Below are 22452 nucleotides of genomic sequence, written 5' to 3' on the forward strand. Positions count from 1 at the left end.
CGCTTATTGGCCATAAATAGAATAATTAGGAGAGAGTTATGTTGAATTGGGAAGAGGAAGTTGCTCCAGCACTAGCGAAAGCTGGTCTTGCACCGCAGCCGGTTGCAGTGGAGCCACAACGTCCACAGCCAGATCAAGTGGCAATCGCGCCACAAACCGCAGCACCTACACCAGTAGCGGCTGCCAATTTATCCGGCGGCGCATCTTTGCGTGTAAATGCTGCTGATAAGCGCGTGATTAATGCCAAGACTGACGTAAATCAGCTAGTGCCATTCAAATACAAGTGGGCTTGGGAGAAGTATTTGGCTGGTTGTGCAAATCACTGGATGCCACAAGAGATCAATATGAACCGCGATATCGCGCTTTGGAAAGATCCAAATGGCCTAACAGAAGACGAGCGTCGCATTATTAAGCGCAATCTCGGTTTCTTCACAACAGCCGATTCTTTGGCTGCAAACAACATTGTTTTGGGTACTTATCGCCACATTACCGCTCCAGAATGCCGCCAATACCTATTACGTCAGGCTTTTGAGGAGGCTATTCATACTCACGCGTACCAATATATTGTGGAATCTTTGGGCTTAGATCAGTCCGAAATCTTCAATGCGTACAACGAGATTGAGTCAATTCGCGCTAAAGATGAGTTCTTGATTCCATACATTGATGTACTAACCAACCCAAATTTCAAGACTGGCACCTTAGAAGCTGACCAAACATTGCTCCGTTCGCTGATTGTTTTTGCTTGCGTAATGGAAGGTTTGTTCTTTTATGTTGGTTTTACGCAAATACTTGCAATGGGTCGTCAAAACAAAATGACGGGTGCTGCCGAGCAGTATCAATACATCCTTCGCGACGAGTCTATGCACTGCAATTTCGGCATCGATTTAATTAACCAAATCAAGCTGGAGAACCCGCAGTTATGGACTTCCGCGTTCAAAGACGAGATCAAATCCATCTTCGAAAAAGCGGTCGAATTAGAGTACCGTTATGCCGAAGATACGATGCCTCGTGGAGTGCTCGGATTGAACGCTCCGATGTTCAAAGGGTACCTAAGATACATCTGTAATCGTAGATGTTTGCAAATAGGACTTGACGCGATGTTCCCAAATGAAGAGAATCCATTTCCATGGATGTCAGAAATGATTGATCTGAAAAAAGAACGAAACTTTTTTGAGACACGCGTTATTGAGTATCAAACCGGTGGTGCGCTGAGTTGGGAGTAGTAAAGCAGTAATACAGCGTGCAACTGGCTAAATAGGAGATTAGACGGTTGGATAGTTTAAGAAGTCAGCAAAACAAGACTCAAATCCGAAAACCCTTGCTCAAGGGTGCCTGGGCTATTCCCTCTATTTTTTCCAGCACATTTAAGAAGTCGTTGTCCTTCGGGGCCACGACTTTTTTTCCAAGATTCATTAGCGTGCAGCACTTAGTATCAAGCCGCGCGCCGATGAATGGCTCGCTCGTCAGATCCAATTGGTTGCAAAACCAGGCGGAAATGAGTGGTCGGGTCTTCTTAATGTAGTTTGTACTAATCCTCACGTGAAGGAGCATTACTATGGCAACTGCCAAGAAAAAACCTGCTGCTAAAAAAGTAGCTGCTAAGAAGCCTGCTGCTAAAAAAGTAGCTGCTAAGAAGCCTGCTGCTAAAAAAGTAGCTGCTAAGAAGCCTGCTGCTAAAAAAGTAGCTGCTAAGAAGCCTGCTGCTAAAAAAGTAGCTGCTAAGAAGCCTGCTGCTAAAAAACGCGTAGCAAAAAAAAAGTAAGTAAGCCTGCTGCGAAGAAAGCGGGCTCTGCTGTAAAAAAGCCCGCGGCTAAGAAAGCTGCACCAGCGACTAGTGCGTTGAATCCTGCCGCTGCTTGGCCCTTCCCAACTGGCACACGTCCTTAATCAGACGGATGTTACTAGAAGGGGTCTCTCACGAGACCCCTTTTTTTTATTTCTGAATTGAATTTAGGCCTGGCGCAAGCTAGCCCGGGTGCGAACTAGAAGCTAAAGCCAAATGCGTCTTTGAATTGCTTGGCGATCTGATCTTTGCTTAATTGGTGATTTTGTGGTCCTTGATGGGTAATCTTGATAGATCCCATAAGGCTGGCGAGACGACCGGTAGCCTCCCAGTCCATGCCATTTTCAAGCCCAAACAGCAATCCACCGCGGAATGCATCGCCACAACCGGTTGGATCTACTACTTTTGCAGCTGGGACCGGTGGGATTGCTATGCATTTGCCGTCTACGTAGATGTCTGCGCCTTCGGCGCCCTTGGTAACAATCAGCGCCTTTACTCGCTCAGCCACTTTTGCAAGGCTTAAGCCAGTTCGCTGTGAAAGCATCTCGCCTTCATAGTCATTTACTGCCAAGTAGCTTGCGATATCAATCAACTCTAAAAGTTCTGGGCCATTAAACATTGGCAAGCCTTGGCCTGGGTCGAAGATAAATGGAATATTGGCATCTGCCAATTGATGGCAGTGCTCCCACATCCCTTGGCGACCATCGGGGGCAACAATGCCAAATTTAGCGGTTCCCTTGGAGTTTTTGCTGCGCTCAGCCACTACTGCCGAAACCTGGTTCAGGTGGGATTCACCCATTGCCCCAGGATGAAAGGCGGTAATTTGATTATTCGCTTGATCCGTGGTGATCATGGCTTGAGCTGTAAATGCTTTATCGATTTGGCGAATATGACTCGCATCGATTTGAAGTTGCTTTAGACGATCCATATATGGGGCTGCATCACCGCCAACGGTAGCCATGATGATGGGGTCGCCTCCCAAAAGTTTGAGGTTGTAGGCAATATTGCCCGCACAACCACCAAATTCACGGCGCATGGTGGGTACCAAAAAGGCCACATTCAGGATGTGAATCTGCTCTGGCAGGATTTGATCGGCAAATTTGCCTTCAAAGTTCATGATGGTGTCGTAGGCGATAGAGCCGCAGATCAAGCTGGCCATAAATTACTTTCTGTAAGGTAAAAATTGAATCATTAATGGATTAAAACGATAAATTGGATGAGGTTATTGAGGGTAAAACGCGCGCACTCGATAGCCTGCAGCATTTTGCGGCAAAGAAATCAGTAAATCGGTTTGAATAAGATCGCCAGATGGGGCGCCTATTCGCGAATAATCCGGATGTGCCTCTTGCCAAGCAGTCGGCAACCATTCTTTTGGGGGAAATTGCACGGTTTTGATTTCAGATTCTTCTGCATCCGTTAAAGAAACTTCTAAATTTGGCAATAAAACTGCAATTGCAAGACGATTTTGTATTTCAACTTGCAAGATAGATTGATTTGCGAGGTTTTTAAGGCCCTCTCGCGCGTTTTCAGGCGATAGTGTGACGGAAGCTATTTTCCAAGCAGCAAAATCGCTTACAGGGCGATTTAGACATCCTAGTGCGCGACAAAGTTTTTCGTCAACGCGCTGTAAAAGAGAAAATGCATCGACAGAAATAGAATTTGAACTGCCATCAATGCGTGGAGCTAAAGTTGGAAGCAAAGAATTTCTGGATAGATGCTCTCCAAAAACTAGTAAGAGCAAAAATAGTCCAGTAAGAAGGGCTAACTTAAGACTTTTTTTTTGAGCAGGTGCAGCAGAGGTGGTTTTTTTGCTCGAATCTGAGGTGCCGTGCAGACAAACCCAGCCTTCACTTTCCTTCCAGACGGATAGCTTGAGCCATTGACTGTAGGTAGCAATCACCTCTTCTGCTTGACGAGCAAGGACGCCAGATAAAACAATTTGACCACCTAGACGCATCTTATTTACCAATGCTGGAGCTAAAACCTGTAGTGGATTGGCCAAAATATTAGCCATCACGATGTCGTATTTGGTTTCTGCAGCGAGTTCGGGCGCGCCTTCGTTTGGCAATACGAATGTAATTGTGGTGTTGTTGATTTCTGCATTACTGCGGGCGACAACCATCGCTTGTGGGTCGATATCTGTACCAACAACCGAATTGCAGCCCAATTTAGCGGCAGCAATAGCTAAGATGCCTGAGCCGCAGCCGTAATCTAAAAGGCTCTGATTTTTTAAGTTGGCATGCTCTTCTAGCCATAGGAGGCACAAGTGCGTGGTAGGGTGACTTCCCGTACCAAATGCAAGTCCTGGATCAACAGCTAAACAAATGGCATTCGGGTCTGTGGGGGCATCATGCCAAGAAGGCACCACCCAAATGCGTTTACCGATTTGAATTGGCGCAAATTGACTTTGCGTTAGTCGCACCCAATCTTGCTCTTCAACAGTTTTTTCTTGTGGGGTGCTTAAATTAAAGCCCGCATCTTTAAGTGCAGAAAGTAGCTCAGGAATAAAGTCTGCGCTGCCAGAGGCATCGATATCGGGATTAAAAAGTGCCGTAACTGCAGATCTGTCCCATGCTTGAACTTTTGGCGATAGGCCTGGCTCTCCATACAGCGGATTCTCATCGTATCCGCCGGCCGCATCATCCTCTACAGTGACTGAGAGGGCGCCCAGCTCCAAAAGTGCATCACCCAGGGGCTCTGCAATTTCGGCAGCTACCGTGAAAACGAGTTCACGGTAGGACATGGATTACACACATGAATTAAGACTTTCCGCGACTTGCAGCTTGCTCTTCTAAGCGATGCTCCAAGTAGTGAATGCTAGTGCCGCCTTCCATGAAGTTCGGATCGAGCATTAATTCGCGATGCAATGGTACGTTTGTTGTGATGCCATCAATCACCATTTCAGAGAGGGCGATCTGCATACGACGAATCGCTTGTTCGCGAGTATTTCCGTAGGAAATCAGTTTGCCAATCATGGAATCATAGTTCGATGGAACCATGTAGCCACTGTAAGCGTGCGAATCAACACGAATTCCAGGGCCGCCTGGCATATGGAATGAACCAATGCGGCCAGGACTAGGAGTGAACTTGAAAGGATCTTCAGCATTGAGACGGCATTCAATGGCGTGGCCGCGGAAAACAATATCTTTTTGGCGATAGCCGAGCTTTAGGCCAGCGGCAATGCGAATCTGTTCTTGAACAATATCAACGCCAGTGATCATTTCAGTTACTGGGTGCTCAACCTGAACGCGGGTATTCATCTCAATAAAGAAGAATTCACCATTTGCATAGAGAAATTCAAAGGTTCCTGCACCGCGATAACCAATCTTGCGACAGGCTTCAGCACAACGCTCGCCAATTTTGGCGATCAAGCGACGATCAATGCCTGGAGCCGGAGCTTCTTCAATCACTTTTTGGTGGCGACGTTGCATTGAGCAATCGCGCTCACCCAGCCAAATGGCATTGCCATGAGCGTCAGCCAAAATTTGAATCTCTACGTGACGAGGTTTCTCTAGAAACTTCTCCATATAGACTTCTGGATTGCCAAAAGCGCGTCCTGCTTCTTCGCGAGTCATGTTGACCGCATTGATGAGGTGCGCTTCGGCATGAACAACACGCATACCGCGACCACCACCACCAGCAGCAGCTTTAATAATGACTGGGTAGCCCACTTTTTTAGCGGTTGCAATAATTTCTTTTGGGTTGTCTGGCAAAGCGCCTTCAGATCCAGGTACGCAAGGTACGCCTGCTTTAATCATGGCGCGTTTTGCAGAAACTTTGTCGCCCATTAAACGGATAGAAGCCGCTGTAGGGCCAATAAACGCAAAGCCAGATTTCTCAACGCGTTCAGCAAAGTCAGCATTCTCTGAGAGAAAGCCATAACCAGGGTGAATCGCTTCCGCATCCGTTACTTCGGCTGCGGAAATAATGGCGGGCATATTGAGATAGCTCAGCAGAGAAGGTGCTGGGCCGATACAAACGGCCTCATCAGCAAGCTTCACGTACTTAGCTTCTTTGTCTGCGGTGGAATAGACCACCACAGTTTTAATTCCCAACTCGCGGCATGCGCGTTGGATGCGGAGAGCAATTTCTCCCCGATTGGCAATCAGAATCTTATCGAACATGTCGGCTCTGAGTTAGGTAAAAAGGATTATTAGGAAGCTTTAAAGAATTAAGCAATGATGAAAAGTGGTTGGTCAAATTCAACGCCCTGACCGTTTTCACAGAGAATTTCTTTAACTACGCCAGCGTGCTCAGATTCAATCTCGTTGAGCAATTTCATTGCCTCAATGATGCAAAGTGTTTGGCCTACTTTTACAGTGTCGCCAATGTTTACGAAATTAGGAGACTCTGGATTTGGTGCGCGGTAGAAAGTGCCCACCATTGGGGAGCGTGCAACAAAACCACTTTCTGCAGCAGGCGCTGCTGCCGCTACAGGAGCGGCTTGCATTGTTTGACTAGGCGCTGGGTTGGCGTAAACCACTTGGCCGATTGGTGCTGAAGATCCTGCGTTAACAATGCGTACGCGGTCTTCACCTTCATTAACCTCTAATTCAGAGATGCCTGATTCAGAAACTAGGTCGATCAAGGTTTTAAGTTTTCTCAGATCCATGTGAGTGCTTCCTCTCTTGTGATTCTTTAAGTAATTTTATTTTTGTAAACGAGTAATCGCTGCTTGAAGTGCTAACTCATAGCCAATCGCGCCTAAGCCGCAAATCACGCCAGTGGCGATATCTGATAAATAAGAGTGTTTACGGAACTCTTCGCGTTGATGAATATTGGATAGATGCACTTCAGTAAAAGGGATAGCAACCCCGGCCAAAACGTCACGCAAGGCAACGCTGGTGTGGGTGAATGCTCCAGGATTAATGATGATGAAATCCACGCCATCCTGTTTGGCCTTTTGAATGCGGTCAATTAACTCGCCTTCATGATTACTTTGATAGGTGTTCAAATCTACAGATTGGGCTTTTGCTAGGTCTGCAAGCTTTCTATGGATATCTTCGAGAGTGGTTTTTCCGTAGACCTCGGGTTCACGAGTCCCCAGTAGATTAAGGTTTGGACCCTGAATTACGAGAATTGAAGCTTTTTTCGACATAGATCCATATTTTTAGAGGCAGTTAGGTGTTAATTGCTTAATTAGGCTTTTAGCCACCGGTACGGCTTAGTGCATCTTTGGTGCTTCCGAAGCGCTTTCTTTGCTTTCGATGCAAGAAGTATACCTTTATGAAGAGGATACGCGATGAAATTTTTGCCCAAAAACTCGAAAATTTGCAGCTTTTAAAGGCAAATAATGAAAATTATTCAATTTACTGCTGAATTATTAGGCAGCATTTAAGAGAATGTTGGTTTGTAAAACTCTTTAAATATTCTTATAAAGCAGATTTTATGGCCTTTCTGAGCTCATCTTCGTCTATCTTCCCTAACTTCGTATAAATGGCCTTGCCTTTAGGGTTAATGATGACGGTATAAGGAAGCGCCCCTTGGGAATTGCCCATCTGCTTGGATAAATTGCTGCCCCCTAGTCCGCCAATAACAATGGGATAGGAGACGGGGGTGCTTTTCAGGAATTCACGAATATTAGAGGGTGAATCAATACCGATGCCTACAAATAAGACATTTTGCTGCAAATTCTCTTGCGCAAGTAGGTCTAATGCAGGCATTTCCTCTACGCAGGGAGGGCACCAAGAGGCCCAAAAGTTCACCACCAACACTTTTCCCTGCCATTCACTGGTATTAACTGGTTTTCCGTCAGGTGATTGCCATGGGTTGGCAAAAAAAGCTTTTACAGAGGAGTCGCTAGCTAGACCTGCTTTGGAAATCCATTGAGATGTGAGGGCGCCACCAAGGAGCGCCAAGAGGCCTACTCCACAGATGATGATCCATTGTCTTCGGTTCATTCCCACTCCTTCGCTAAAATTCGCTAATGCATATACATATCTTGGGCATTTGCGGTACTTTCATGGGCGGCATTGCCGCAATCGCTCGGCAAGCCGGACATCGGGTAACTGGTTGTGATGCTAACGTCTATCCGCCAATGAGCACGCAACTTGAAGCTCAAGGTATCGAGTTGATTGAAGGATTTTCGCCGGATCAATTATTGCAGTTTGCCTCAATGCCGGATTTATTTGTAATTGGCAATGTGGTTTCTCGTGGCAATCCACTTATGGAGGCCATTCTTAATCAAGGTTTGCCATATATCTCTGGACCACAGTGGTTGGGTGAACAAGTTTTATACGGTAGACATGTTCTCGCTGTTGCAGGTACGCATGGCAAAACAACTACATCGGCCATGCTCACCTGGATTTTGGAATTCAATGGCTATAAGCCAGGATATTTAATCGGTGGCGTACCGCTTAATTTCACGGTCTCGGCTCGCTTGGGTGAGAGTAAATATTTTGTTATTGAGGCTGATGAATACGACACAGCATTTTTTGATAAGCGCAGTAAGTTTGTTCACTACAGGCCGCGTACCGCTTTATTAAACAATCTAGAGTTTGATCATGCCGATATATTTGCTGATCTAGCGGCGATCGAAACGCAGTTTCATCATTTAGTGCGCGCCGTTCCGGGTGATGGCCTGCTAGTGGTTAATGGCGAAGAGCCAGCGCTAGAGCGCGTGATTACACGTGGTGCCTGGGCACCTGTAGAGCGCTTTGGCCAAGAGCTAACAAATGAATGGTCGTTGATTTCTCAAGAAGGCGATGGTTTTATTGTTCGCAAGTCCGGCAAGGAGGTTGCAACCGTAAATTGGGCATTTGATTCAGGTGTTATGGGTAGGCACAATCAACTCAATGCGCTTGCAGCAATAGCATCAGCAAATCACATCGGAATTTCTCCCGCAGATTCTGCGCGCGCTTTAGCGGAATTTAAGAATGTGAAGCGACGCCTTGAAACGATTGGCATTGCTAATGAAGTAACTGTTTATGATGATTTTGCGCATCATCCCACTGCGATTACTACGACCGTCGATGGCTTGCGTCGTCGCGTAGGTAAGGCTCGTATCTTGGCGGTGTTGGAGCCTCGTTCAAACACAATGAAACTGGGTGTTATGAAAGCGCAACTACCTGGCAGTCTTGAGCAGGCCGATAAGGTTTTTGCCTACGGTGCCAATGCCGGTAAAGAATCCTTGGGTTGGGACCTGGCGGAGGTGCTGTCCCCGTTAAACACAAAAGAGCAGGGTAAGGCTCACGCATTTGATGATCTTGAGGCGTTGGCCAAAGCTGTTGCTCAAGAGGCACGCCCTGGCGACCATATTTTGGTAATGAGTAATGGTGGTTTTGGTGGGGTGCACCAGAAGATATTGAAAGCGCTTGCGGTCTAAGGCTGATTCTTTGTAATAACAATAAATAACAAATACTGAAAGTAAATCATGGGCGATAGATTAAAAGACAAAGTGGCAATCATTACGGGCGCTGCAAAAGGCATAGGTTTTGCAACTGCTCAGCGCTTTGCGCAAGAGGGTGCGAAAGTAATCATTGCTGATATGAATCTTGAAGCTGTTAACGCAGCTGCAGCCCAGATTCCTCATTCTGAAGCCTGTGTAATGAATGTAACCGATCGGGCCAGTATTCAGGCGGCGGTAGATCGAGTAATGCAGCAGCATGGACGAATTGATATTTTGATTAATAACGCTGGCATCACTCAGGATGCGCGTTTAATCAAAATGACTGAAGCGCAATTTGATACGGTGATTGATGTCAATTTAAAAGGTGTATTCAATTGCACACAATTGATCGTGCCGCATATGCTCGAAGCGGGCGTTGGCGCCATTGTGAATGCTTCAAGTGTCGTAGGTTTATATGGAAACTTTGGCCAAACCAATTATTCGGCCACTAAATTTGGCGTCATTGGTTTTACGAAAACATGGGCGCGTGAGCTAGGTCCGAAAGGTATTCGTGTGAATGCGGTATGCCCAGGCTTTATTGCTACCGAGATGGTGAAAGCCATGCCGGAAAATGTTTTGAACGATATAGAAAAGCGTAGCTGGCTAGGGCGCTTAGGAACGCCAGAAGAGATGGCAAATGTATATTTATTTCTGGCAAGCGATGAGGCAAGTTACGTCAATGATGGCGTTGCTTTAGAGGCTAGCGGCGGGATCTCCCTCTAAGCATGAACCTTTTATACGAAGAGGGTGGCGACATTAAGATCGCCACGGTTCAGTCAGCTACCGGGACTGGTGATGCTGAGTCTTGGCAGGCCACTAGTCTTTCAGGAAAAAAATCAAGCTCAAAGCGAAAGAGGTTTGGCCCCGCTTTGAAAATCCTGATGCGCAAGGGGTGATGGACAAAGCGGTCGCCTTGTCAAAAGATATCGATTTGCAATTACTTTGGGATTGCGCGCCGGACGAAGAATTTGGTTTGGTGGATGTTTGTTTGGAGTACTTTGGCGCCCAACCGACCGTTCCGCAACAAGCGTCCCTAGCTATTGCCCTGCAAGGAGCGCCTGTATTTTTCCGCCGCAAGGAGCGTGGCCGCTTTCAGCGTGCGCCACTTGAGCAACTTCAAGCTGGCTTGGCTGCGCTAGAGCGTAAACAAAAAGAATTAGAGCAACAGTCTGTTTGGCAACAAGAATTAATCGCCGGCACTTCCCTGAGGCGTTGAGGCCTTCTGCAAAACAGCTGCTCTTCTCACCGGACAAAAATACCTCTGCCTATAAAAAGCCTTAATGGCTGCATGCACCGAGAGCGGGGAATCTCCCGCTCAATTGATGATCCGTTGCGGAGCTATTGATTCACCTTTGGCCTACCACCAAGGTATGTTTTTGAAAGCACACTTTCCAAATGGCGCTCAACATAGTCAGGGTGTTGCGATTGATCAGGCGGCCTATGACGCAGCAGTGGCTGAACTTCCGCTGGCGCAAGTACAAGCTTTTTCTATTGATGACTCTGGAACAACCGAAATCGATGACGCTTTGTCGGTTACCGAATTAGCGGAAGGTAGACATCGTATCGGTGTCCATATTGCCGCTCCCGGTTTGGCGGTTGCAAAAGACGACCCCTTGGATCAGCTTGCTCGTAGCCGTATGTCTACCGTGTATTTCCCGGGCGACAAAATTACGATGTTGCCAGATTCGGTGATTGAGCAGTTTTCATTGGATGAGGGCGTGCCTCGTCCTGCCTTATCCATCTATGTCGATATAAATGCTGATGGGTTGGTGGATAGAAGCACTCTGCAAATGCGTGCGGAGCTGGTACCGATGGCGGCGAATTTACGCTTGGAAGACCTCGAACATCTTGTGAGTGAAGAAAGTTTGGCTGATGCAGGCGCTAGCTATCCTTATCGTCAAGAGCTATCGATCTTGTGGAAGGCGGCAAAATACTTGCACGCAGGTCGACAAGAAAAGCGGGTGGCTAATGGGCTGCGCGCTGAGCAGTTGGGTCTGATTGACCCCAATGCTTTGGCGAGAGATTTTCACTTTCAAATAAAAGATGTTGATGGCATACAGCGTGTAGAGATTATTCCTCGTCAACGTGGATCTATTTTGGATACGATTGTTGCGGAGTGGATGATTTTCTGTAATAGCGCTTCGGGACAACTCTTGGCTGACCATGGTCTACCAGGATTATTTAGAACTCAGAAGGGCTGGGGCCCATTGCGTACCCGTATGCAAACTACCCCAGGACCACATGAAGGATTAGGGTTAGATTATTACGCTTGGTGCACATCTCCTTTGCGCCGATATTCTGATTTAGTAAATCAATGGCAGTTGATTGCATTAGCGAAACATGGTGTGACGGCCAAAATGGTAGCTCCCTTCCCACCGCGCGATGCAACCCTAATGGGCATTGCGGCGGATTTTGAGTCTTGCTATCAGGCTTATGGTGAATACCAAAATAGGTTAGAAAAGTACTGGTGCTTGCGTTGGGTAGCGCAAGATGGTGAATCAAAAACTGTTCACGTGCGCCACTTAAAAGAGGGTATGTCTAGAGTTGAATTGGTTCCGCTGCATTTGCCAGTTCCTGAGCTAGCAAATCATCCGCGCATGACGCGTGCAGAAGTGGTGATTGCCGATGTGGATTTATTGCAATTGACTGCTGCAGTGAGGGTTCTCGAAATCGAGGCCAAGCAAGAGGAATCAGCGGCACAAGAAGTACAAGAAGCAAAAGAAAATGCAGAAGCAGATGATGAAGGCCTTAACAATCCTGAAGAAGATGCTGGCGCTGCTTAAATCCTTAGCTCTGCCATGCCCACAGGGCTTGCGGAGTGCAGCAGCCTATTTGCGAGCTGCGTGGCATCGCCACCCTTTTTGGTTTGCACTTTGCGTTTCACTTCTCTTGCATATTGTTTTCCTCTCCTTTCGTTGGGGTATTGGGGAAATTCAAAATCGTAGACTCAATACACCTTTAAGCGTGGTGTTAGTCAACGCTAGCAATAAAACACCACCACAAAAAGCCAATAAATTAGCGCAAGCAGATTTGCAGGGTGGCGGCAAGACTGAAAGCCAAGACGCGAGCGCACTGCATCGCGCTCGCTTAGGTGCAGAAGCCCGCTTGGAAGTATTGGAAAAGCAGCAGAAGCAAATGTTAGCTAAGCTAGATGAGCAACGCGCTCGCTCCGGTGGTCGCAAGAGTGGTGACGAGCAAAAAATGGTGCAGCAACTCAATTCTCTTGAAGCAGAGTTGGCTAAGCGTCTACAAGTGGATGGTCGAGAGCCACGTTGAAAAATATTGACGGGAGCCAATACAAAAGCCGTAAGCTTTGCGCACTATTACGATGCTATGCGTCAAAAGATCGAGGCCTATGGCAGCGCCTTTTTTCCGCGAGCGAACGGCCGACCTTTATATGGCAGTTTTGTCATTGTGGTCAGCGTGGATGCTCAAGGCCGCATCACCAGCAATGCACAGGGTAAAGATGGCCTTTCGATTGATTGGCCGCAGTTCTGGCAACCCTGAGTTAGATCGCCAGGCGCTCGCTATTGTTCGTGCCTCAGCTCTCTTTGGACCATTTTCGTCGGAGATGCGCAATCAAATTGATGTCTTGGATTGGGTTTCCACTTTTGAATTCACTCGGGACGGAATTGACCGTCTTGAATTGCGCCACTAACCCAAATTCGCTTATTCTCTAGTCATCATGACTGCACCTCATTCCACCGACTTACACACTGACCCAGGACTATTTTCTGATTTGGATGTGTATGCAGTCGCTGGCAACCCAATCTCTCACAGTAAGTCTCCTGTAATTCATCAGCGTTTTGCGGAGCAGGTGGGGCAGCGGATGCACTATGGACGTTTGCAGCCTGAAATCAATTCTTTTGCGACAGCAGCTAAGACATTTTTTGATGCGGGTGGCAAAGGCATGAATGTCACTGTGCCGTTTAAGTTGGATGCGCAAGCGCTTGCAGATGTATTAACTGCTCGCGCGAGACTGGCGGGCGCGGTAAATACTCTATGGATTCAAGATGGCAAGATCTATGGAGACAACACCGATGGCGCTGGCTTAGTGCGTGATCTATTGGCTCAAGGCATTGAACTCCATAGCGCTCGCATACTCTTGTTGGGCGCTGGTGGCGCTGCACGTGGCGTCATTGGGCCTCTCTTGGAGCAATCGCCAAAATGTTTGGTGATTGCCAATCGTTCAAATGCAAAAGCTGATGAGTTGGTAAAGTTGTTTGCCGACATTGCGGCTAAGCATGAGGTTGCGCTGGAGTCTCGCGCATTAGCAGATTTAGAAAGCCCTACCATCACTCAGTATCCATTTGATCTTGTGATTAATGCTACCGCTGCCGGTCTTTCAGACGAGTCGCCTCTCAGTGCTAAAGCGGTAGTTAATATTTTTGTACCAAGCTCGTTTGCTTATGACATGGTTTATGGCAAAACAACGGCATTTATGCAGCAAGCTTTACAGCGAGCTGCGCGTGTTAGCGATGGCTTGGGCATGTTGGTAGAACAAGCTGCCGATGCTTTCTTGCTATGGCGTGGATCCGATCTTGCTTCCGCTATTGACCCGCGCGCCGTCTTAGCCAAGCTGCGTAGCTAAAGCCCTGTTATGCGTTGGCTTGCTTATTTAGTCAAATGCCTTCTTTGTGGTTTTGTGGCAATGCAGGCTTATTTTGCAATTCAGATTGCATTGTGGATTTCTTTAGACCCCAGTAGTACAGCGTTTCAGAGGGCTGAACGTTGGCGTATATGTAGCTGGCATTGGTCTTGTCCAGTGCAATCGAAATGGGTGCCCTACGACAAGATTTCTAATAATCTCAAGCGCGCTGTCTTAGTTAGTGAGGACGATATCTTTTTTCAGCATAAGGGCGTGCGGTTTGAGGATATGCAAAAGGCCTGGCAGAGGAATCAACAGCAGAATCAGCAAAACACTCAATCGGGTAGGCAGCCCAAAGTGGCATTGCGAGGGGGTTCAACCATCACACAGCAATTGGCAAAAAATTTATTTTTATCGTCTGAGCAAAATTATTTTCGCAAGGCCCAGGAGTTGGTTATCACTGGTCTTCTGGAGTTGACTCTCTCTAAACAGCGACTATATGAAATTTATCTCAACTCGGTAGAGTGGGGCGAAGGTATTTTTGGTATTGGTGCCGCCACTCAACACTATTACGCCACTACACCGGGCTCGTTGGATCGCGAACAAGCCGCAGCACTAGCTTCTGCCTTGCCGGCCCCGAAGTGTTTTGATAAGCAGCAGTATTGCCGCCGAGGGAGTATTAATTATTCCGCTCGCCAAGAATTTATTATGGAGAATATGGAAGAAGTCGCATTAGCGCCTTATCCCAAGCCCGGCTCAGGCAAGTAAAGACAAAGTGTTCTCTGGGATTACTTGCTTGCAGCGGCCCGCAAGGAATCTCGTGTGCTCTGGGCAACAGCTTTTGCAGCTTGAGCAAAATCATTTCCTGAGCTTGCGTACAAAATCGCTCTTGAAGAGTTAATGATCATGCCTGTTCCAGGTTTTCCGGCGATGGTGCCTGCTTTGACGGTCGCATCAATGTCACCGCCTTGAGCGCCGATACCCGGAATCAATAAGGGCATCTCACCAACAATAGCACGCACCTTAGCAATTTCCTCGGGGAAGGTTGCACCCACCACCAGACTAATTTGGCCTGAACTGTTCCATTGCTCGGCCGCTAGTTTTGCCACATGTAAATACAGGGGCTCGCTATTTGGGGCAATGTTTAGGAACTGCAAATCAGACCCGCCCGGGTTGGAGGTGCGGCAAAGCACAATGACACCTTTACCAGTGCGCTTTAAATAGGGCTCAATCGTGTCAAATCCCATATAGGGATTCACGGTGACGGCATCGGCGCCATAGCGCTCAAAGGCCTCTAAGGCGTAATGGTCGGCTGTACTGCCGATATCTCCGCGTTTGGAATCCAATATGACCGGAATATGTGGGTACTGATCTTTGAGATGTTTGATGAGCTTTTCAAGCTGGGCCTCTGCCCTTTGGGAGGCAAAGTAAGCGAACTGAGGCTTAAAGGCACAAACCAAATCCGCGGTGGCATCAGCGATTTCGCGGCAGAACTCATAGATCCCCTCTGGTTTCCCTTGGAGGGGTGGGGGTAAACGCTTTGGATCGGGGTCAAAACCAACGCACAGCATGCTGCCTTGGGAAGCCCATGCAGACTGGAGTTGCTGGTTAAAGGTATTTGAGTGAGAGTTCATTGGATTTGGCTTATTTTAGTGAAACTGTCATGTTCTATAGGATAAACTAGCGCACATTCCTTAGGAGTTCACCATGATCAACTTGTTCGTCCTGCAAAATGGCCGCCTCTCTCAAGAGCAAGTCGAAGATCGCAATGAATTGTTGCAATATGCCAATCCTGTCTGGATCGACGTAGTTGATCCAGAGGAAGAAGAGCTCATTTGGATTAAAGAGGCTTTTGGGGTGCTTTTGCCTGAGTTGGATGACTTGGGTGACTTAGAGGCATCAGCCCGTTACTTTGAAGCGGATGATGGCCACCTCCACATTCGTACCGATTTCTTGTTGGATGAAGAAGAAACCTCTCGCAACGTGCGGGTAGCGTTTGTTCTCACCAAGCAAGTTTTGTTTTCCATTCATGATGAAGATCTGCCAGTGTTCCGCTTGGTACGTTTGCGTGCGCGTCTGCGCCCTGGCTCAGTTAGCAATGCAAAAGATGTTTTGCTCGACTTGTATTCAACTGATGCCGAGTACTCTGCAGATGCCTTGGAGGAAGTCTACGAGAATCTTGAGCAAGCTGGCAAGCGTGTTCTACAAGACGACATTAATGATGCGGATGCAGAACAAGTTCTCGAAACCATCGCAAAAGAAGAAGATACCAACGGACGTATTCGTCGCAATGTCATGGATACCCGCAGAGCCTTATCTTTCCTGATGCGCAGCAAGTTACTGTCCGATGAGCAGCAAGAGGAAGCGCGTCAGATTTTGCGCGACATCGACTCTTTAGAAAACCATACTGCATTCTTATTCGACAAGATTAACTTCTTGATGGATGCTACCGTCGGTTTTATTAATTTGAACCAATCCAAGATTATTAAGATCTTCTCGGTGGTATCTGTTGCCTTAATGCCGCCTACATTGCTCGCAAGTGTTTGGGGTATGAACTACAAACATATGCCAGAGCTAGATGCGACTTGGGGCTACCCAATGGCTATTGGCGCGATGATTGTTTCAGCGATTATTCCTTTGTTTTATTTCTATCACAAAGGTTGGATGAAGTAATTGTGGTTGCGGCGCTTAGTTTCTGAGAAGCGCGATGAATTCTGCAAGCGCGTAATCTTTCGCTTGTTCTCGAATGGCCGTGCGATCGCCATCAAAATGCATTGTTTTGCTGATCACGCGATTTTCAGTAGAGCTACTTTGAATAGCCCATCCAAAACAAACTGTACCAACGGGTTTTTCTGCTGATCCACCAGATGGACCGGCAATACCGGTAATCGAAATAGCCACATTAGCCCCTGAGGCTTGCAAAGCACCTTCTGCCATGGCCTTTGCCACTTGCTCGCTTACAGCTCCAAAGGTGTCAATCAGTTCGGATGGAACGCCTAAGCACTCGGTCTTAGCGTCATTGCTGTAGGTAACGAAGCCACGCTCAAACCATTTACTAGAGCCTGCTAAATCGGTTAGTGTTGCAGCTACCAATCCACCCGTACAGGATTCAGCAAGTGCAATTTTCCAGCTCTTAGCCAGCAACATGCTGGCTAAAGTTTTGGTGGAATCGGTAGAGTTCATGAGTATTTTGCGCTTTACTGAATAAAGGCTTGTATCAATGCAATGATCAAGAGCGTAAAAAGGGCTGCTGCTAAATCATCAATCACAATGCCAAATCCACGCCAAACAATTTGAGGTAAGTTGGATGTGTGATTGTTGTCTTCTAAATCTTTAAAGTGCCGATCAATCATTCCAATTGGGCCTGGCTTTACAGCATCAAAGAATCGGAATAATCCAAATGCAATTACTTGCATCCAAATATTGGTTGGCATGATAAATATCAGCACCAACCAAAAAGCAACAATCTCATCCCAAACAATTCCACCAAAATCTTTTTTACCCAGCTCTTCGCTAACCTGACCGCAAACCCAGCAGCCAAGCAAAATCCCGCCGCCAATAATCCAAAGAAAGTCTTCGGTAGATAGAAAATATTCGCCCACCAGAAAGGCGGCCCACGCCCACAGAGTACCGGCAGTTCCAGGCGCAACGGGGCTTAAGCCGCTCCCAAAGCCAAAGGCAATCGTTCGGCTTGCGGTTTGGAAGACCCATTTAAAACCAGGCTTCACTGGAGCTGTTTCTATATTGGTCATAGCGCAAAGTTGATCAAAGGATTTTAGAAGTGATGCAGTCTCTTCGAGGTTTAATAATTTTCCATCGTTACCAATGACATGAATTTTTGCCTCGGCATTTTCTTTGGGGAGAATTTTCCCAATTAGGGTAAGTGGAAGATTTATTGTTTTGCTGAGTTGAAGAATGGCATCACGTTGTTCTGTTGCTGCTGTAAAGCAAATTTCGTAATCATCGCCGCCACATGCCGCAAATTGATTTTGAATATGGATGCTTTGCTTTTGCAAAGTCGCAGACTTTGGTAAGTCTTTCAAGTAGATCTCAGCGTCCACTTGAGATTGACCAAGGATGTGCTTGAGGTCGCCCAGCAAGCCATCTGATACGTCCAGTGCTGCGCTAGCTAGCCCCCTTAATTTTGTTCCCAGTTCGATGCGGGGGCTTGGTTGATGCATGCGAGACTCGACTTGTTTTAAGTCGTCAGTCGGTAAATCGATTTCATGACGCAGTGCAGCAAGAGTGAGTCTGGCATCACCGACTGTGCTTGATACCCAAATATCATCGCCGGGTCTTGCCCCTGATCGACGAATGGCTTTTCCGGTGGGGATGCTGCCAAATGCAGTGATGGAAATGGTGAGTGGTCCCGCAGTGGTGTCACCCCCAATTAAAGCGCAGGAATACTGTTGCGCGACCTGAAAAAGACCTCTAGAAAAAGCCTCAAGCCAGGCAGAGTCAATTTTTGGTAATGCAATTGAGAGCGTGAATCCCAAAGGGGTTGCGCCCATAGCTGCTAGGTCTGAAAGGTTGACTGATAAGGCTTTGCGGGCTATTTGCTCTGGATCGGTATCTGCAAAAAAGTGCCTGCCTGCAACCAGCATATCGCTGGTAATAGCAATTTCTTCACCTGCTGCCGGTTTGATTAGGGCGCAATCATCTCCAATGCCTAGTGCAATTGTTTGAGCATGATTTGAGCCCATAGCATCAGCACCCGTTTTAAAAAAACGTTGGATCAGGTCAAATTCACCTAAAGGCGGCTTGGATTCAGAATGCATGTCTCATTTTATGGCTGTTGGGACTTGAGCTTCCGACAGGAATAGAATTGAAGTCTTAATTGGCCTTACTGAGTCGGGAAATGAGCAAAGAAAATAATAAAGAGCAACAAATCGCAGCCCTAAGAGAAGCTGCCCTTCAGTACCACGAGTTTCCAACTCCGGGCAAGATTGAAATTACCCCCCACTAAGCAACTTACCAATCAACGAGATCTCGCACTGGCATATACGCCTGGTGTAGCTGCACCTTGTGAGGAGATCGTTAAAGATCCAGCGAATGCTTTCAAATACACGGCGCGTGGAAATTTGGTTGGTGTGATTACCAACGGTACCGCTGTACTCGGTTTAGGAAATATCGGACCGCTGGCTAGTAAGCCTGTGATGGAAGGTAAGGCTGTACTCTTCAAGAAATTTGCAGGCATCGATGTATTTGACATCGAAGTTAATGAAAACGATCCTGATAAATTAGTAGAAATCATTGCTGCGTTAGAGCCAACTTTTGGCGGGATTAACTTAGAAGACATTAAGGCGCCTGACTGTTTCGTAGTCGAGCGTAAGTTACAAGCACGCATGAAGATTCCGGTCTTTCATGATGACCAACATGGCACTGCCATTGTGGTCGCAGCCGCCATCCTCAATGGACTCAAGGTGGTTGGTAAAAAGGTTGAAGAGGTTAAGTTGGTTACGTCTGGTGCAGGCGCAGCGGCATTGGCCTGTTTGGATTTGTTGGTTGACTTGGGTATTCAACGTAAAAATATTTGGGTAACCGATTTAGCGGGCGTTGCTTACAAGGGCCGCAAGGAGTTGATGGATCCAGAGAAGGAGCCATTCTGCCAAGACACTGATCTTCGTACGCTCGATCAAGCAATTGAAGGTGCCGATATTTTCTTAGGCCTTTCTGCTGGCGGTGTATTGAAGCAAGACATGGTGAAGAAGATGGCGCCGAAGCCATTGGTTTATGCCTTGGCAAACCCAACCCCAGAAATTCTGCCTGAAGAAGTAAAAGCAGTTCGCCCAGACGCAGTGATGGCAACGGGTCGTACTGATTACCCAAATCAAGTAAATAACGTTTTGTGCTTCCCATTCTTCTTCCGCGGTGCGTTGGACGTGGGCGCCACAACAATTACTCGTGGTATGGAAGTCGCAGCGGTAAAGGCTGCAGCAGAGCAGAGCGAAGTTGTAGCTTCTGTTTATGGCATCGAGAACCTCTCTTTTGGTCCAGAGTATTTAATTCCAAAACCATTTGATCCGCGCCTCATTACAGTAATTGCTCCTGCAGTTGCTAAAGCTGCAATGGATGATGGCGTAGCTTCTCGTCCGATTAAAGATTTTGACGCTTACCGTAATCAGTTGCAGCAATTCGTGTACCACTCTGGTACTTTGATGAAGCCACTCTTTAGTATTGCGAAGCGTGTACCAGCAAATCAAAAACGGATTGTGTTTGCTGAAGGCGAAGATGAGCGCGTATTGCGTGCAGTACAAATCATTATTGATGAGCATCTTGCTACGCCTATTCTGATTGGTCGCCCCGCTGTGATCGAGCACCGTATTGAGAAGTTTGGCTTGCGCATGAAGTCCGGGGAAGATTTTGAAGTCGTGAATCCAGAGAATGATTCACGCTTCCGTGATTTCTGGCAAACCTACCTCGCGCTCACTGAGCGTAAGGGCGTCACACAATCGTTTGCGAAATTAGAAGTGCGCCGCCGTAATAGCTTGATCGGAAGTCTTTTGATTAAAAAGGGTATGGCCGACGGCATGATTTCAGGTACGGTTGGTAATATCGCTACTCATTTGAAATATATGGATGAAGTGATTGGGCAGGAGCCTGGCGCTAATGTGTACGGCGCAATGTCAGGTTTGATTTTGCCGGGTCGCCAAGTATTCTTGGTGGACACACATATCAATATTGATCCAACAGCTTGTGAATTAGCTGAGCTCACTTTGATGGCTGCTAGTGAAATGCGCAAATTAGGACTCGCACCTAAGGTCGCATTGCTGTCCCATTCGAATTTTGGTTCAAGCAATGCCCCATCCGCAGTCAAAATGCGTGAAGTGTTGGCCTTGCTTCAAAAAGCGGACCCAACATTGGAAGTGGATGGCGAGATGCATGGAGATAGCGCTTTAGACGAAACGATTCGTGCTGGCACCGTAACCTCATCACCATTAAAAGGCGATGCCAACTTATTGGTTTTGCCAAATATTGACGCTGCAAACATTTCTTACAACTTGCTAAAAACAGCGGCGGGCAACGGAATTGCAATTGGCCCGCTGTTATTGGGTGTTGCTAAGCCGATTCATATCCTGACTCCGGCAGCCACTGTTCGCCGAGTTGTGAATGTGACCACTTTGGCGGTTGTTGAGGCAGCCAGCAACGCGAGAGGCATTACCTAAGTTTAATTTATGTAAGTTAGCGATAACTTACATAAAATGCACTGTATTTGGGCTTGATTTGATGGCGTGTTACGGGTAACCTAGCACCCATCATGAATAATCGCTCTGAAAACACCAATACAGCCAGCTTCGAAGAACATAGCCGCGCTGAAAGTTGGGACAGCAATGATCGACTTGAAACCGAATCGTCAGCTGCCAATGTTTATGCCCAGGGCGGTTTATCTCGTTTACAAACCTATGCAGCAAATCAAGTTTCGGGGAAGAAAGTGACAGCTTCTTGGCGTGCCGCTTTGGCCGTTCGTGATGCCGGACCGCCGGCGATGTTGCGCAGTGTGCGCTCTAATATTGTGCAATCCATTCGCGCTTTCCGTACTCCAGATTTGCAGGAAGCGGCTACTGAGCTTGGCCAACATTTCGTTTACGCAAATTGCGCAAATGCAATGACTAAGGGTGAAGTTTTGGAGTCCATTGCGATTGCCTACTCATTTACTAAGCAGCAAGCTAAAAACTTTGATCCTTTGTTAGATGCTTTGACAACGACGGTTGATAAGTCTGGCCCACAACCTGGATTTGTAGTGGTCCTCGAAGGCTTGCCTTGCACTCAAAAATTTGACAAAGAAGCGCGTGAGACATTGTTAGATGTGTTCCGTGATGCAGTTGATTTTTGGGCTGAGCGCCGCACACCGTATCGCGTCTTCTACTCTTTCGCTTAATCGCGAAAGTCTTTGTAGTAGCCCCCGAATCGCCTCTATTTGAGGCGATTTTGTATTTCAGGGTTCCATACGCTGTGAACGGCTGTAATAGCCACTACACCAGCTGTTTCAGTTCTGAGTACCCGCTCACCCAAGGAAACTAATTGATAGCCAGCAGCCTCTGCCTGAGCCTCTTCTTCTGGGGAATGACCACCCTCAGGCCCGATCATTAAGACGATATCTTGAGGTGTATTTTCAATTAGCACTGAATACATGCTTTTGGTGGCATCAGGACTTAGTAATAGCGTGAGCTTGGGTTTTTGAGTTGCCTTTAAATACGCCTCAAATGTTTGAATCGGTTCTAGGCTGGCAAATACAGTGCGGTCGCATTGTTCGCACGCCGCCTGAATAATTCCTTCCCAGTGCGCCAGGCGCTTTTGGGCGCGCTCCTGGTCGCTAGTGCGGGTAAGCCTAAGAATAGAGCGCTCACATTGCATGGGAGCAATCACCTGGACCCCAGTTTCGACAGCTTTTTCAACAATCCAGTCCATTTTGTCGCCGCCAGCCAAGCCTTGAGCCAGGGTAATGGCGTAAGGGGTCTCGCGATGGGTATCTATGCGGATCTCAGTGAGCTGAACTTGCCCTGTTTTTCCACTCAAGGAAAGGAGCTCTCCCTTAGCTATTTGGCCTTTCCCATCAAAAACAGGGAGGAATTCCCCTGTTTGAATACGGCGAACGCGCAAATGGTGGGCAACCTCAGGGGTGAGGGTGGTTGGCTTTTGGGATTCCCATGGCCCGGGAAGATAAAATTGAGGCATTACTGAAATATAGCCAAT

At 47.3% G+C, this 22452-nt stretch carries 23 protein-coding genes and 2 pseudogenes; 14 read left to right on the forward strand and 11 right to left on the reverse strand.

Annotation, left to right across the window (positions count from 1 at the left end; translation table 11 throughout):
• Window positions 1-38: 38 nt before the first annotated feature.
• Window positions 39-1223 carry a ribonucleotide-diphosphate reductase subunit beta gene (locus DXE27_RS04425; protein WP_128113057.1) on the forward strand — a complete coding sequence of 395 codons (1185 nt, stop codon included), beginning with the start codon at window positions 39-41 and terminating at the stop codon, window positions 1221-1223.
• Between the two features lie 332 nt (window positions 1224-1555).
• Window positions 1556-1762, forward strand: a complete 207-nt coding sequence (locus DXE27_RS10415) for a hypothetical protein (RefSeq protein ID WP_415064442.1) — start codon at window positions 1556-1558, stop codon at window positions 1760-1762.
• 220 nt (window positions 1763-1982) lie between these two features.
• On the opposite strand, the gene DXE27_RS04435 is transcribed toward DXE27_RS10415, so the two are convergent.
• The 7 genes and pseudogenes from DXE27_RS04435 to DXE27_RS04460 all read right to left on the reverse strand — a co-directional run bounded on the left by DXE27_RS04435 (window position 1983) and on the right by DXE27_RS04460 (window position 7683).
• On the reverse strand, window positions 1983-2942 hold the full coding sequence (locus DXE27_RS04435) for a carbohydrate kinase family protein (RefSeq protein ID WP_128113058.1): 960 nt from the start codon (window positions 2940-2942) through the stop codon (window positions 1983-1985).
• A gap of 63 nt (window positions 2943-3005) precedes the next feature.
• Complete coding sequence (locus DXE27_RS09620; protein ID WP_231969790.1) at window positions 3006-3524, reverse strand: DUF3426 domain-containing protein; 519 nt, start codon at window positions 3522-3524, stop codon at window positions 3006-3008.
• A gap of 69 nt (window positions 3525-3593) precedes the next feature.
• Window positions 3594-4526, reverse strand: a pseudogene (prmA, locus tag DXE27_RS09625) (50S ribosomal protein L11 methyltransferase); the annotation flags it as partial.
• A 16-nt stretch (window positions 4527-4542) separates the two neighbouring features.
• A complete protein-coding gene (gene accC / locus DXE27_RS04445) occupies window positions 4543-5907 on the reverse strand; it encodes an acetyl-CoA carboxylase biotin carboxylase subunit (protein WP_128113060.1) in 1365 nt (454 codons plus the stop codon).
• A gap of 47 nt (window positions 5908-5954) precedes the next feature.
• Window positions 5955-6395 carry an acetyl-CoA carboxylase biotin carboxyl carrier protein gene (accB, locus tag DXE27_RS04450; RefSeq protein WP_128113061.1) on the reverse strand — a complete coding sequence of 147 codons (441 nt, stop codon included), beginning with the start codon at window positions 6393-6395 and terminating at the stop codon, window positions 5955-5957.
• A gap of 36 nt (window positions 6396-6431) precedes the next feature.
• Window positions 6432-6881 (reverse strand): type II 3-dehydroquinate dehydratase, encoded by a 450-nt coding sequence (gene aroQ / locus DXE27_RS04455; RefSeq protein ID WP_128113062.1) that lies wholly within the window; start codon window positions 6879-6881, stop codon window positions 6432-6434.
• 274 nt (window positions 6882-7155) lie between these two features.
• Window positions 7156-7683: a TlpA family protein disulfide reductase gene (locus tag DXE27_RS04460; RefSeq protein ID WP_128113063.1), complete on the reverse strand. Its 528-nt coding sequence runs from the start codon at window positions 7681-7683 to the stop codon at window positions 7156-7158.
• A gap of 26 nt (window positions 7684-7709) precedes the next feature.
• On the opposite strand from DXE27_RS04460, the gene mpl reads away from it, so the two are divergent.
• From mpl to mtgA, 9 genes are all read left to right on the forward strand, one after another.
• Window positions 7710-9107, forward strand: a complete 1398-nt coding sequence (mpl, locus tag DXE27_RS04465; protein ID WP_128113064.1) for a UDP-N-acetylmuramate:L-alanyl-gamma-D-glutamyl-meso-diaminopimelate ligase — start codon at window positions 7710-7712, stop codon at window positions 9105-9107.
• A gap of 48 nt (window positions 9108-9155) precedes the next feature.
• Window positions 9156-9893: a 3-oxoacyl-ACP reductase FabG gene (gene fabG / locus DXE27_RS04470; RefSeq protein ID WP_128113065.1), complete on the forward strand. Its 738-nt coding sequence runs from the start codon at window positions 9156-9158 to the stop codon at window positions 9891-9893.
• A gap of 2 nt (window positions 9894-9895) precedes the next feature.
• Complete coding sequence (locus tag DXE27_RS09630; protein ID WP_231969654.1) at window positions 9896-10066, forward strand: hypothetical protein; 171 nt, start codon at window positions 9896-9898, stop codon at window positions 10064-10066.
• The gene (locus tag DXE27_RS09635; RefSeq protein WP_231969655.1) at window positions 10066-10386 is read left to right on the forward strand and encodes a hypothetical protein; all 321 of its coding nucleotides are present in this window, start codon (window positions 10066-10068) and stop codon (window positions 10384-10386) included. Before DXE27_RS09630 ends, DXE27_RS09635 begins: the two co-directional genes overlap by 1 nt.
• 64 nt (window positions 10387-10450) lie before the next feature.
• Window positions 10451-11953 carry a ribonuclease catalytic domain-containing protein gene (locus DXE27_RS04475; RefSeq protein WP_231969656.1) on the forward strand — a complete coding sequence of 501 codons (1503 nt, stop codon included), beginning with the start codon at window positions 10451-10453 and terminating at the stop codon, window positions 11951-11953.
• Window positions 11895-12446 carry a hypothetical protein gene (locus DXE27_RS09640; RefSeq protein ID WP_231969657.1) on the forward strand — a complete coding sequence of 184 codons (552 nt, stop codon included), beginning with the start codon at window positions 11895-11897 and terminating at the stop codon, window positions 12444-12446. Before DXE27_RS04475 ends, DXE27_RS09640 begins: the two co-directional genes overlap by 59 nt.
• A gap of 79 nt (window positions 12447-12525) precedes the next feature.
• The gene (locus tag DXE27_RS09645; RefSeq protein WP_231969658.1) at window positions 12526-12828 is read left to right on the forward strand and encodes an energy transducer TonB; all 303 of its coding nucleotides are present in this window, start codon (window positions 12526-12528) and stop codon (window positions 12826-12828) included.
• Window positions 12829-12855: 27 nt separating this feature from the next.
• On the forward strand, window positions 12856-13761 hold the full coding sequence (aroE, locus tag DXE27_RS04485) for a shikimate dehydrogenase (RefSeq protein WP_128113066.1): 906 nt from the start codon (window positions 12856-12858) through the stop codon (window positions 13759-13761).
• A gap of 9 nt (window positions 13762-13770) precedes the next feature.
• On the forward strand, window positions 13771-14526 hold the full coding sequence (gene mtgA / locus DXE27_RS04490; protein ID WP_128113067.1) for a monofunctional biosynthetic peptidoglycan transglycosylase: 756 nt from the start codon (window positions 13771-13773) through the stop codon (window positions 14524-14526).
• A 20-nt stretch (window positions 14527-14546) separates the two neighbouring features.
• On the opposite strand, the gene pyrF is transcribed toward mtgA, so the two are convergent.
• The gene (pyrF, locus tag DXE27_RS04495) at window positions 14547-15392 is read right to left on the reverse strand and encodes an orotidine-5'-phosphate decarboxylase (RefSeq protein ID WP_128113068.1); all 846 of its coding nucleotides are present in this window, start codon (window positions 15390-15392) and stop codon (window positions 14547-14549) included.
• A 73-nt stretch (window positions 15393-15465) separates the two neighbouring features.
• Between pyrF and corA the strand changes: the two genes are divergently transcribed.
• On the forward strand, window positions 15466-16431 hold the full coding sequence (gene corA / locus DXE27_RS04500) for a magnesium/cobalt transporter CorA (protein WP_128113069.1): 966 nt from the start codon (window positions 15466-15468) through the stop codon (window positions 16429-16431).
• Between the two features lie 15 nt (window positions 16432-16446).
• Here the strand turns inward: corA and DXE27_RS04505 are convergent, their stop codons facing one another.
• Together DXE27_RS04505 and thiL are read right to left on the reverse strand one after the other, a co-directional pair.
• Window positions 16447-16941 carry a CinA family protein gene (locus tag DXE27_RS04505; RefSeq protein ID WP_128113070.1) on the reverse strand — a complete coding sequence of 165 codons (495 nt, stop codon included), beginning with the start codon at window positions 16939-16941 and terminating at the stop codon, window positions 16447-16449.
• A 14-nt stretch (window positions 16942-16955) separates the two neighbouring features.
• The gene (thiL, locus tag DXE27_RS09650) at window positions 16956-18536 is read right to left on the reverse strand and encodes a thiamine-phosphate kinase (protein WP_231969659.1); all 1581 of its coding nucleotides are present in this window, start codon (window positions 18534-18536) and stop codon (window positions 16956-16958) included.
• A gap of 80 nt (window positions 18537-18616) precedes the next feature.
• Between thiL and DXE27_RS04520 the strand changes: the two are divergent.
• A pseudogene (locus DXE27_RS04520) lies at window positions 18617-20924 on the forward strand (NADP-dependent malic enzyme).
• A 92-nt stretch (window positions 20925-21016) separates the two neighbouring features.
• Complete coding sequence (locus DXE27_RS04525) at window positions 21017-21637, forward strand: barstar family protein (protein ID WP_128113071.1); 621 nt, start codon at window positions 21017-21019, stop codon at window positions 21635-21637.
• A gap of 35 nt (window positions 21638-21672) precedes the next feature.
• Here the strand turns inward: DXE27_RS04525 and DXE27_RS04530 are convergent, their stop codons facing one another.
• Entirely contained in the window at window positions 21673-22434 is a 762-nt protein-coding gene (locus DXE27_RS04530) for a 16S rRNA (uracil(1498)-N(3))-methyltransferase (RefSeq protein ID WP_128113072.1), read from the reverse strand.
• Window positions 22435-22452 lie beyond the last annotated feature (18 nt).

The organism is Polynucleobacter necessarius (assembly GCF_900096755.1).
GTDB classification, from domain to species: Bacteria; Pseudomonadota; Gammaproteobacteria; order Burkholderiales; family Burkholderiaceae; genus Polynucleobacter; species Polynucleobacter necessarius_K.

Excerpts from the sequence above, each read along its gene's own strand:
- DXE27_RS04425 (WP_128113057.1), top strand. The coding sequence starts at position 39 with ATGTTGAATTGGGAAGAGGAAGTTGCTCCAGCACTAGCGAAAGCTGGT.
- DXE27_RS10415 (WP_415064442.1), top strand. The coding sequence starts at position 1,556 with ATGGCAACTGCCAAGAAAAAACCTGCTGCTAAAAAAGTAGCTGCTAAG.
- DXE27_RS04435 (WP_128113058.1), bottom strand. The coding sequence starts at position 2,942 with ATGGCCAGCTTGATCTGCGGCTCTATCGCCTACGACACCATCATGAAC.
- accC (WP_128113060.1), bottom strand. The coding sequence starts at position 5,907 with ATGTTCGATAAGATTCTGATTGCCAATCGGGGAGAAATTGCTCTCCGC.
- accB (WP_128113061.1), bottom strand. The coding sequence starts at position 6,395 with ATGGATCTGAGAAAACTTAAAACCTTGATCGACCTAGTTTCTGAATCA.
- aroQ (WP_128113062.1), bottom strand. The coding sequence starts at position 6,881 with ATGTCGAAAAAAGCTTCAATTCTCGTAATTCAGGGTCCAAACCTTAAT.
- DXE27_RS04460 (WP_128113063.1), bottom strand. The coding sequence starts at position 7,683 with ATGAACCGAAGACAATGGATCATCATCTGTGGAGTAGGCCTCTTGGCG.
- mpl (WP_128113064.1), top strand. The coding sequence starts at position 7,710 with ATGCATATACATATCTTGGGCATTTGCGGTACTTTCATGGGCGGCATT.
- fabG (WP_128113065.1), top strand. The coding sequence starts at position 9,156 with ATGGGCGATAGATTAAAAGACAAAGTGGCAATCATTACGGGCGCTGCA.
- DXE27_RS09630 (WP_231969654.1), top strand. The coding sequence starts at position 9,896 with ATGAACCTTTTATACGAAGAGGGTGGCGACATTAAGATCGCCACGGTT.
- DXE27_RS09635 (WP_231969655.1), top strand. The coding sequence starts at position 10,066 with ATGGACAAAGCGGTCGCCTTGTCAAAAGATATCGATTTGCAATTACTT.
- DXE27_RS04475 (WP_231969656.1), top strand. The coding sequence starts at position 10,451 with ATGGCTGCATGCACCGAGAGCGGGGAATCTCCCGCTCAATTGATGATC.
- DXE27_RS09640 (WP_231969657.1), top strand. The coding sequence starts at position 11,895 with ATGCAGAAGCAGATGATGAAGGCCTTAACAATCCTGAAGAAGATGCTG.
- DXE27_RS09645 (WP_231969658.1), top strand. The coding sequence starts at position 12,526 with ATGGCAGCGCCTTTTTTCCGCGAGCGAACGGCCGACCTTTATATGGCA.
- aroE (WP_128113066.1), top strand. The coding sequence starts at position 12,856 with ATGACTGCACCTCATTCCACCGACTTACACACTGACCCAGGACTATTT.
- mtgA (WP_128113067.1), top strand. The coding sequence starts at position 13,771 with ATGCGTTGGCTTGCTTATTTAGTCAAATGCCTTCTTTGTGGTTTTGTG.
- pyrF (WP_128113068.1), bottom strand. The coding sequence starts at position 15,392 with ATGAACTCTCACTCAAATACCTTTAACCAGCAACTCCAGTCTGCATGG.
- corA (WP_128113069.1), top strand. The coding sequence starts at position 15,466 with ATGATCAACTTGTTCGTCCTGCAAAATGGCCGCCTCTCTCAAGAGCAA.
- DXE27_RS04505 (WP_128113070.1), bottom strand. The coding sequence starts at position 16,941 with ATGAACTCTACCGATTCCACCAAAACTTTAGCCAGCATGTTGCTGGCT.
- thiL (WP_231969659.1), bottom strand. The coding sequence starts at position 18,536 with ATGCATTCTGAATCCAAGCCGCCTTTAGGTGAATTTGACCTGATCCAA.
- DXE27_RS04525 (WP_128113071.1), top strand. The coding sequence starts at position 21,017 with ATGAATAATCGCTCTGAAAACACCAATACAGCCAGCTTCGAAGAACAT.
- DXE27_RS04530 (WP_128113072.1), bottom strand. The coding sequence starts at position 22,434 with ATGCCTCAATTTTATCTTCCCGGGCCATGGGAATCCCAAAAGCCAACC.